This window comes from Bradyrhizobium sp. CCBAU 25338 (genome assembly GCF_028128965.1).
GTDB classification, from domain to species: Bacteria; Pseudomonadota; Alphaproteobacteria; order Rhizobiales; family Xanthobacteraceae; genus Bradyrhizobium; species Bradyrhizobium liaoningense.
Window position 1 is genome coordinate 985982 of record NZ_LFKY01000043.1, and the last position, 6854, is coordinate 992835.

Consider the following 6854-nt stretch of genomic DNA (forward strand, 5'->3'; position numbering starts at 1 on the left):
GATTCAGCTCTCGGAAAGGCCAGACGAGTAACCTTTCGAACAGGGAAAGCGAGATCAGAGACGTCAGCTGAAGCGCGGTTGACGCCACCGATCATGATAGAGGCACTCAGCGCCTCATTGCAGCCAGCAGCGCCGAAATCTCGATGGTCGCGAAGTTGGAGAACGTGTCCGACACCGCGTATGGCAGAATGATCCGGTCGTTGTGCCGCATCGCGCCGCAGGTATAAACGACGTTGGGGACGTATCCTTCGCGCTCGGACGGTTCGGGCCGCAACAGTGGCTCGCGCGAACGCGCCAGCACCTTGGAGGGATCGCGCTTGTCGAGCAGCACCGCGCCGATCGAATACTTGCGGACCGGGCCGACACCATGCGTCAGCAGCAGCCAGCCTTCATCGAGCTCGATCGGCGACCCGCAATTTCCGATCTGGACGAACTCCCAGGGAAATTGCGGTTTCAGAATGGCTTGGCCGCCATCCCATGTGTGCAGGTCGTCCGAATAGATCAGATACAAGTTCTCATTGTCTTGCCGCGCGATCATGGCATACTTGTTGTCGATCTTGCGCGGGAACAGTGCCATACCCTTGTTCCTTGCTGCTGTCCCCCGCAAAGGCGCCAGTCGAAACGATATGAAATCGCTGGTCTCAATCAATTCGGATCGGATCGCCCGCCCGCTGTAGGCTGTAAAGGTCGCGTAGTAGGTCTTTCGATCCCCGTCGCTGAATTCGACGAAGCGTGCGTCTTCTATGCCGTTCGATTGGGATTCCGTGACGGGAAAGATGACGCGCTCGGTCAGGTCTTCTTCCGGCTTGAAGATCAACTCGATGCGCTCGCCGTCCGGTCCGGACACGCGATGGCAAATCCGGGGAATCGACGCGAGCCGAGCCGTCGGATCAACGGCCAGACTGCCGTCAGCCGCGATGGTCCCGCGTCGAAACGTCAGCGACGACACATGCCCTTCGCCTATGGCGCGGAGACTGAGCACGAACCGCACGCTGTCCTTCGGCACTCCCGATTGATCGGGGTGCGCCACGATGCTGGGGTTGAACAAGGCAGAGGCTTCGAACGAATACTCATTGAGGAAATATGCGCCGATCAGCTGGCGCTGCGTTCTTGAAAAAACGCCATGCGTTGCGAAAGCGTCCTCCATTTCGTCTGCGCGGGCCTCGAACCTTTCCAGCAGGTTACGATGTCGACCCTTGAAATTGTCAAGGACGTCCGCGAGCTGGGCGGCAACCGCTTCCTTATCGAGTGCGAGAACTCGCTCAACGATATGATTGGCGCGCATCTTGTCGGTCGGGTTGAGATCGCGCGGCTCCGTCGCCGGCTTGAATGGCCGCACGATGACCCGCGCGGGGTCGGGGCGCAGATGAAGCGCCTGCCGATTCAGGAAGGTTGCTTGTGACACGATATCCTCGGCTCACTGGATAAAAGATGAAATTCAGGCACCCACGGCGCGTAGGGCCAGGGGCTTGGTCAGGCTGGTGTTGACGCGCGCAAGCTGACGGATCTCCGCAAGTCCAAGGAGATAGCAGACGACCGACTCGCCTCCGCGGTTTTCGTTGGCGCGATCTGGGTGCAATCCATCGCGGCAGCTTCCGGAGTGCGGATCGACCAGTGCCACGGACAGATCATTGCTGCCAAGAAACCAGCCGAAGGCGCGTAGCGCCATGGCTTTCCACTCCGCATCGCCGTCCGCACGCCACGCCGTCAGGCAGGCAGCGATTGTCGCCGTTGCTTCGACGGGTTGCTGATCGAACGCGCGCGGATGTCGCCGCTGCTCACCGAATCCGGCCGTGCCCACCGGCCGGAAATGACCTTCCACCGCCGTCTGCCGCGTCATCAGCCAGCGCAGTGATCGCAATCCGGCATCGAGGTATCGAGGCGTTTGCGTTGCCATCCCAGCCAGCATCAAAGCCTGCGGCAATCGCGCGTTGTCGTAAGCGAGCCCTTCTTCGAACCATACCCAGTCAGGCGTCTCTACCGACGCCAGACAGGACATTAACCTGTCCGCAAGAGCGTGCCGGACCTCTCTCGCGTGGAGATCATCCGGAGCGACAGTGCAATAAGCGTCCAGCCCTAGCAGCATGAACGCCCACGCGCGGGGTGAACCAAAGCTCTCCGCCGTGGACAGAGCCTTGGCGAACAGATCGGCGGCCCACCTGCGACGCGACGGGCTAGTGTCTCCGCGGGCCGCCTCTCCCAATGCCCATAGCGTCCGCCCGTGACTGTCTTCGGAGCCTTTGTCCTCAAGCCAGGTTCGGTTGAAGCCCATGAAGTTGCGAAAGTGCCTGGTTTCGGGATTCCACGCATGCTGCACGAAAGCCGCAAAGCGGGTCGTCAGGATGTCCGGCAACGGTTGCTCGCCGGGATTGTTCAGGGCGCAGGCCAAGAGGAGCGCCCGGGCATTGTCGTCGACGCAATAACCGTGCGAGCGGTCCGGCACCGATTGCACCGCGTGCTGGAACAGGCCGATATCGTCGCACATCGTCATGAAATAGCCGATCTGCATGTCAGGAGCCGCGGGGCCGGGCAGCTCCTGCGAGCCGGCGCCGGGGCGCGCGAGCACCCTGAGCCGGTGCCCCAGCCGCGCGGTCTCGAAGGTCGACATGTAATGCTCGGCCGTGCGTTCCCACGTCATCATTCGGCTCATTGCATATGCTCGTCGACACATCGCCTGCCGGCGCGCGTCATCGGTGAGCAATTCGGCGATCTCGCCGCCGATCGCCGCCGCATCGCCAAAAGGCACCAGAACTCCGCATCCATCGGCAAGCAGCTCGCGTGCGTGCCAGTAGGGCGTCGAGACGACAGGCTTCCCGAGCCCGAAACTGTAGGCCAGGGTTCCGGAGGTCATCTGCGCCTCGTTGAGATAGGGCGTGACATAGACGTCGCACATCGAGATGAACTCAAGCAGCGTGGCCTGATCCACGAACCGGTCGAGGAAGACCACGTGGTCTCCGACACCAAGCTTGCGGACCCGCGCTATCAGACTTTCGCGATAGGCTTCACCCTGATCTCGAACCAGATTGGGGTGCGTCGCCCCGAGCACGACATACACCGCATCCGCACGGGACTTCAGAATCGATGGCAACGCATCGATCATGACTTCAATGCCTTTGTTCGGGGATAGCAGGCCGAATGTCAGAATGACCGACTTGCCGTCAAAGCCGAGCCTGGCCTTCGCCGCGGCGGGCTCGGCAAAGGCGACATCGGGAATACCGTGGGGAATCACTTCGATCTTGTCGTCCGACACGAGGTAGACGCTGCGCAGCAGGTCGCGGCCCTTGTTGGCCATAACCACCACTTTGGACGACACATCGACAATGCGCTCCATGACCGCGCGTTGTTGCACCGTGGGATCGGCCAGTACGGTATGGAACGTCGTCACGACCGGCATCGTCAGGCGCTCCAGCAGTGCGAGGACATGAGCACCGGCTTCGCCGCCAAAAATACCGAATTCGTGCTGCAGGGACACGCTGTCAAACCGGCCGGCATTCAGGAAATCCGCTGCGCTTATGTAGTCTTCGATATTGTCGTCCTTGATCTGGAAAGCGACCGCCGGAGGATAGTCGTAGACCTGTCCACGATCAGTCATCGCCACGATGCAGGTCTCCAGCTCGGGTTGTGACGCCGATATCGCCCTCTGCAGATCCGTCGTGAAGGTTGCGATTCCGCAGCGGCGAGGCAGCGAGTTACCGATAAGGGCGATACGGTGGAGTGACGTCATATCTGTGCCTCGATGATCTTGCCCGAGGCACCGGATGCGGCGGGAGATCTGTTCATTCGTCCGGTGCAGTCTAGCAGCAGCGAAACCAGGGGATCCGGTCCCGGGTAGGCGACCAGTCCGCCCATTCCGTTCGGGCCAACCTCGATGCCGGCGCTGTCGGCCTCAACGAAGATGGCATCACCCATGGTCGCATTCGTCCGCCCGATCCGCCCCCTCCCCTCGATCACGAGGATCCAGGTTTCCCGATCGGTCTCGAGCGCCCAGTGCGAATTTGGCTGGAGATCGATCCGCTCAAGCACGAATTGTGGACTGGCGACGAGAACCCTTCGTGCGTCGGCGAGACGCCGCGGGGCGGATTGAGGCCGAAGTGGACCGGCATCGGAAGCGGCCACCGCATCGTCTTCGTGCAACTCGCGGTGCCGGCCAAAGTCGAACAGGCGGAACGTCGTGTCGCTGCGTTGCTGAATCTCGGCGAGCACGATACCGGCGCCGATGGCATGGATTGTGCCGCCGGGGACGAAGACGAAATCGCCCTTCGCAACAGGGCGCCATTGCATGAGACCGGCTATCGAGCCGTCCCTGATCGCTGCACGCAGGGCCTGTGATGTGAGGCGCCGCTTGAGTCCGAGCGCTACCCGCGCGCCCGGCGCGGCCGACAGGATGTACCATGCCTCGGTCTTCCCGTTCGGCAAATCGATGGCGCGCGCGAATTCATCGTCGGGATGGACCTGGATCGATAGAGGCTGGCTCGTAAACAGGAGCTTGAGCAGAAGGGCGGACCCTGGTGCGTCCTTATCGACGCGCTCAAACCACAACTCTCCGACCGTGTCGCCGGAAATGTCGATACGGCTCCATGGGCGGATGTCTGCAACTCCCCACGGTTTGCGCGCAACCTGCACGGAGGCATGTTCGACGGTCATGGATTGTCCTTACCCGCATCTCGAAGCGACTGCCGTTGGTGGTACCGTCGGTAGGATTTGGCGTGGTTAAAAGCGCCGCGCTTCGCGACAGGCGCTGTCACAGCGATGCGATCGTGTCCTCCGTCAGATGGCTACTCCGGCATCCGATAACAACCTTTGCGCGTTCAAATAGAACAGCGCGCCTTCATTCGTCGGCTCATTCATCCCTTGGAACTTTGGCGGCAAGCCTTGCGCAACAGTTCTCCGAGCTTCAGGGCCTCACCGCTGCCTTCGATGTCCGAGACAAAAAGCTCGGCTTCAAAAGCTGTAACGGCAAGATCGAGGTTGACAATTCCCGTCTGGACGCGGTCTTGTCCGACAAACCCGGAGATCATCAGGGACGACTGAGGTCGTCGGACCGAAAGACTGCAATCCCACGGCCGGCTGCTGCGCATCGCGGAACAATAAGCGCGCCATCCCGTTGCCGGTTAAGCCCCCGAACATATTCAGATGCGCACTGGCGCTGCCGGCGCATTCAACCAACCCGCTAACCCAGAATTGCGATGAAGGCACCCATGAAAAAGACGATCACACAAACCGGCGAGATTGAGCCGAGAAACATCCAAAGGGCTGATGTGGCGCCGACCGACGGCTTCTCGCTTGTGGTCGATGGTCACTTCAAGACACACTACGAGAGCGCGGCGGCTGCTCAAGAAGCCGGGGCCGAACTGCTGGGCAGGTTTCCAATGCTGCAAGTTCTGGTCTACGACGCCGCGACCAAGACGCGGTCCCCGCTGCAATAGAGTTCTCGGCCATTATCAAGTCCGGCAATTGCGCGCAGTCCCACAGGCTTCCGCAACGTGGTCGTAAAGCCCTGGGGATGTACGATCATCCTCTGTTGGGATCAGACGGAGCGAGGGGAGCCCCCCGCGCAGACGTATTGCTTCAACAAAGCCGTCCGATAGCCGTCTTTGGGATTGAGGACGAGTCTCGGGCTTGTCGAACTCCGGCCGGGTTTGGACGGAAAGCAGCCCTTCGCTGTCCCAATCCAGCCGCTTGTCAGAGCCCGACGCCCTGGTCGCCGTAGGCATCAACGAAGACTGACCTTCCACGATCTGCGCGGCTCGGCCGTGTGCGCCTGGCGCTCTCGGGCGCGACGGTGCCGGAGATGGCCACGTTCACCGGCCACAGCCCGAGAGACGTTGAGGCTATCCTTGATTGCCACTACCTCGGCCGCGACGTGCGCCTGGCCGAGAGCGCGATGGCGAAGCTCGCTGGTATGTTTTCGTCAGGTGTTTGTAAGATCGCGGCGAACGAAACGGGCTCGCCGTCGTCAAAGACCGATCGAAGACCCGCTGAGCGTTCCGGTTCTGATCCGCCTGAATAGGCTGTAAGTTTCTTTGATTTTATTGGTGGGCGCACCAGGGCTCGAACCTCGGACCCGCTGATTAAGAGGCGTATGATTCCCCAGTAAAATCAGTGGCTATTCCGACATACGTGTCTTCAAACCTGCAATTAGCCCCCAACAGGTTTTGCCCTTGTCGGAATGGCCCGGTAGCAAACTCTCGGCGAAGAGCAGCTCGTGTTTGGATGAGTTCTTGGAGTTATCGGGGGTTTGAGTCACTGGAGGATTACCGCCTTTCCCCACACCAGCCCAGCCTGCGCTACTTGCTTCAATCATCCTCTTAACCCGGCACGCCGGAAACCGGGCGAGTTCGGGTTTACTCGAGGCAATGCAACTGTTGAGGGAATACGAACTCTCTATAACGGAGACGAGCGAACAATCCCGCGAAGAGACGGACGGCAGCGCATTTTCGGCGACCTGATGGAATCCATCCATCAACACTGCCCGATAATCGGACGCTGCCGCCACATCGGTACGGCTTCCTCGAACGCCGCGGCGGCCTGCAGGACCTCCAGATCGTTGAACCGGCGGCTCACGATCTGCAGGCCGACTGGCAGTCCGGCAGGGGTCATCCCACAGGGGACGCTCGCCGCCGGGTGACTGGACATATTGAAAGGGTAGAGAAACTCTGCCCAAGCGAGCCAGTCCCAAGCATGCTCCGGCCAATGCGGCGGCCTCACCCGTTCGACCGGGAATGCCGCGACCGATGCGGCCGGCGTTATGAGATAATCCCAGTCTTCGAGGAATGATGAAATCTTGGCTACATAGGCCAGCTTGCGCTCCCGCATGTTGATGTAATCAGCAGCGGAGAAATTGGCGCCGGAAC

At 60.8% G+C, this 6854-nt stretch carries 7 protein-coding genes; 2 read left to right on the forward strand and 5 right to left on the reverse strand.

The window, feature by feature from the left end; translation table 11 throughout:
* Positions 1–106: 106 nt before the first annotated feature.
* From ACM42_RS38395 to ACM42_RS38410, 4 genes are all read right to left on the reverse strand, one after another.
* Positions 107–1405 carry a glycoside hydrolase family 130 protein gene (locus tag ACM42_RS38395; protein WP_271533681.1) on the reverse strand — a complete coding sequence of 433 codons (1299 nt, stop codon included), beginning with the start codon at positions 1403–1405 and terminating at the stop codon, positions 107–109.
* 33 nt (positions 1406–1438) lie between these two features.
* Positions 1439–3724, reverse strand: coding sequence for a glycosyltransferase family 4 protein (locus ACM42_RS38400; RefSeq protein ID WP_271533683.1), 2286 nt, complete (start codon positions 3722–3724; stop codon positions 1439–1441).
* Entirely contained in the window at positions 3721–4644 is a 924-nt protein-coding gene (locus ACM42_RS38405) for a class I mannose-6-phosphate isomerase (protein WP_271533684.1), read from the reverse strand. The genes ACM42_RS38400 and ACM42_RS38405 overlap by 4 nt, the downstream gene beginning before the upstream one ends.
* Positions 4645–4844: 200 nt before the next feature.
* A complete protein-coding gene (locus ACM42_RS38410) occupies positions 4845–5018 on the reverse strand; it encodes a hypothetical protein (protein WP_271533686.1) in 174 nt (57 codons plus the stop codon).
* A gap of 180 nt (positions 5019–5198) precedes the next feature.
* Between ACM42_RS38410 and ACM42_RS38415 the strand changes: the two genes are divergently transcribed.
* Positions 5199–5426 carry a hypothetical protein gene (locus tag ACM42_RS38415; RefSeq protein ID WP_271533688.1) on the forward strand — a complete coding sequence of 76 codons (228 nt, stop codon included), beginning with the start codon at positions 5199–5201 and terminating at the stop codon, positions 5424–5426.
* A gap of 365 nt (positions 5427–5791) precedes the next feature.
* Positions 5792–6010: a hypothetical protein gene (locus ACM42_RS38560; protein ID WP_333922790.1), complete on the forward strand. Its 219-nt coding sequence runs from the start codon at positions 5792–5794 to the stop codon at positions 6008–6010.
* Positions 6011–6462: 452 nt separating this feature from the next.
* Here the strand turns inward: ACM42_RS38560 and ACM42_RS38425 are convergent.
* Positions 6463–6854: amidase family protein (locus tag ACM42_RS38425; RefSeq protein WP_271533690.1), on the reverse strand; the 392-nt coding region annotated here is incomplete at its 5' end.

Excerpts from the sequence above, each read along its gene's own strand:
- ACM42_RS38400 (WP_271533683.1), bottom strand. The coding sequence starts at position 3,724 with ATGACGTCACTCCACCGTATCGCCCTTATCGGTAACTCGCTGCCTCGC.
- ACM42_RS38405 (WP_271533684.1), bottom strand. The coding sequence starts at position 4,644 with ATGACCGTCGAACATGCCTCCGTGCAGGTTGCGCGCAAACCGTGGGGA.
- ACM42_RS38410 (WP_271533686.1), bottom strand. The coding sequence starts at position 5,018 with ATGATCTCCGGGTTTGTCGGACAAGACCGCGTCCAGACGGGAATTGTC.
- ACM42_RS38415 (WP_271533688.1), top strand. The coding sequence starts at position 5,199 with ATGAAAAAGACGATCACACAAACCGGCGAGATTGAGCCGAGAAACATC.
- ACM42_RS38560 (WP_333922790.1), top strand. The coding sequence starts at position 5,792 with ATGGCCACGTTCACCGGCCACAGCCCGAGAGACGTTGAGGCTATCCTT.